The following is a 2619-nucleotide window of genomic DNA, read 5'->3' on the forward strand; positions in this document are numbered from 1 at the left end:
GCAGTCGCGCATCCTGCGCGTGCCGGTCTCGGGCATGCCGCCGTTGGGCACGTCGCTGCCGGGCATGTCGCTGCCAGGCATGTCGCTGCCAGGCACATCGCTGTCGGGCCTGTTATTGCCAAGCCTGTTGCTGCGGGCATCCGCCTCCGGACTCATGCCGGCAACCGGTACAGCTCGTCGCGGTGCTGGTCGGTGACCTCTGCGGCGGGTAGGTCGAAGGCGATCCGGCCCTGCCGCAGGCCGATCACGCGGTCGCACATGCCGCGGGCGATGTCGAAGTCGTGCAGGCTCACCAGCAGGGCGCGGTCTCCCTCGCCCACCACGTCGGTGAGCAGGCCCATCACCACGCGGGCGCGCTGCGGGTCCAGGCTGGAGATGGGTTCGTCCGCCAGCACCAGAGCGGGATCCTGCACGATGATGCGGGCCAGGGCCACGCGCTGCTGCTCCCCGCCGGAGAGGCGCTCGGTACGGGTGGCGGCCAGCTCCTCGATGCCCAGGCGGGCCATCGCGGCGTGGGCGGTCTCGACCTCCAGTGGCCGCACCAAGGAGGCCAGGGACCGCCACAGCCCCCAGCGGCCCAGGTGGCCCGCATTGACATTGTGGATCGCAGCCAGCGGCCCGATCAGGTCCAGGCGTTGGTGGACGGTGCCGATCCGGGCGCGCACCGTCCGCATCCGGCGCCAGCTCGCCACCCCCAGGTCGGTACCGAGCGTGGTGACGGTGCCGCTGCTGGGGGTGATGGAACCGTTGGCGAGGCCCAGCGCGGTAGACTTGCCGGCGCCGCTGGGTCCCACCAGGGCGACCTTCTCCCCGGGGTCGACGGTGAAGGAGGCATCCAGCACGGTGCGGGCGCCATAGCGGACGGTGACGCCGTCCAGCTGCAGGGCGGGCGGTTCAGCGGCGCTCATCAGCCGATCAGCCCCAGCTCGCGGGCGACCTCCTCGATCTGCTGGTAGTCCTCGGCCTTCGCCGGGATGAAGGACTGCGCGCCGTAGGACTCGGCGATCGCACGTCCCTCCTCTGACTCGTGCATGGTGAGCATGGCGTCGGTGAGCTGCTGGGTGAAGCCGTCGCCGAAGCGCGCGTCGGCGTCGCCGCGCAGCAGCCAGTGGTAGTCATGGAACTCGGGCGAGACCAGCACCTCGATGACTTTGTCGGTGTCGATGCTGCCCTCCTCCATGCGGGCCTGCCACACCTGGCTGTTCAGGGCACCTGCCTCGTAGGAGCCGGAGGTGACCAGCTCGATGGTGGAGTCGTGGGAGCCGGAGAAGCCGGGCTCACCGGCCAGGTCGGATTCGGCCACGCCGGCCTGGGACAGGAAGTAGGAGGGCATCAGGCGGCCGGAGGTGGAGGTCTCCGAGCCGAAGGTGACGCGCTTCCCGGCCATCACGGACAGTCCTTCCACGGAGTCCACCGGGTCGATGCCGGCTTCCGCGTTGGCGATGAACACGCTGGTGAAGGAGGGGTCGATGTCGCGCTGGGCGACGATGGTGGCCTCCGGGTTCTGCAGCTGGGCCTGCACCCCGGTGAGGCCGCCGTAGAACACCAGGTCCAGGTCGCCGGCGCCGAACAGGCTCACCGAGGCGGCATAGTCCGGCACCGGCACGTACTCCACGTCGATGTCGAGCACGCTCGCCAGGTGGTCGGCGAAGGCCTCCTCGCGCTCGGTGAGGGCGTCCGGGTCCTGATCGGGGATGGCGCTGATGCGCAGTGGCTGGCCGGAGCCGCCGCCCGCACCTCCCCCATCGGCCGAGCCGTCACCGCTGCCGGTCGAGCAGGACGCGGTGAGCCCCACCCCCGTGACCGCGGCCCCGGTGAGGGCAAGACGGGCTAGGGCGGCGCGGCGGGTGAGCATGGTTCTCCTTCGGTGCGGTCGCGTGGCGGCGTCTGCGCTTTGTCGGCGGGTCGACGGAGCCTGCGCGTCTGTGCCTGCGCGACGGCGCGCGGGCCGACGAGTGACCACTGTGACCTGGTTCTCCGGGCGTATCAGGCATCCTATGACGGATTCCGGAACGGGGGCACCGTGTGTGCCTCGTGGGGCGCATGCTGGCAGCTCATTGCCGCCAGGCACGATCCGCCCAATGCTGCATCTGGCGACTCAGCCGGATCGTCGAGCAGGTCGACGAGGTGATCGACCGACTCGATCGGCCGGGTCGAAGCGGCGGTCCTGGAGTTCGCGTAACCATCGGTCGACGTCACCAGTGCTGACGTGCACACTGCACGGTCCGTCAGCGTGCTCGTCACCGGCGCGAGGCCAGCACGATCCCCCGGTACGCCACACCGATCGCGACCAGCACCAGGCCGGCCACCAGGGTGCTGCCAGGCAGGGCCGCCACCAGCAGCAGGCAGCCCACCAGCCCCATCACCTGCAGGGCCTTGGGGAACAGGCGGTGCTCTTCGGTCTGGGTGAAGGCGGCGATGTTGGCGACCGCGTAGTACAGCAGCACCCCGAAGGCGGAGGCGGTGATCGCCACCAGCACGTCGCTGGCCAGCAGCACCAGCAGCACCACGGCGATGCCGACGGTGATCTCGGCCCGCTGCGGCACCGAGTAGCGCTGGCTCACGTGGGCGAGGGGTCGGGGCAGGTCCCCCTCGCGCGCCATGCCGAGCATGGTGCGG

General features: G+C 70.7%; 2 protein-coding genes and 1 pseudogene. All 3 read right to left on the bottom strand.

Annotated features, from left to right (window positions below; all coding sequences use genetic code 11):
• Positions 1-152: 152 nt before the first annotated feature.
• On the bottom strand, positions 153-908 hold the full coding sequence (locus tag ACHFFZ_RS03370) for a phosphonate ABC transporter ATP-binding protein (protein WP_394275252.1): 756 nt from the start codon (positions 906-908) through the stop codon (positions 153-155).
• Positions 908-1855 (bottom strand): putative selenate ABC transporter substrate-binding protein, encoded by a 948-nt coding sequence (locus tag ACHFFZ_RS03375; protein WP_394275253.1) that lies wholly within the window; start codon positions 1853-1855, stop codon positions 908-910. The genes ACHFFZ_RS03370 and ACHFFZ_RS03375 overlap by 1 nt, the downstream gene beginning before the upstream one ends.
• Positions 1856-2240: 385 nt before the next feature.
• Positions 2241-2619, bottom strand: a pseudogene (locus ACHFFZ_RS03380) (amino acid permease); the annotation flags it as partial.

Origin of the sequence: Luteococcus sp., assembly GCF_043424415.1 — a bacterium.
GTDB lineage: Bacteria > Actinomycetota > Actinomycetes > Propionibacteriales > Propionibacteriaceae > Luteococcus.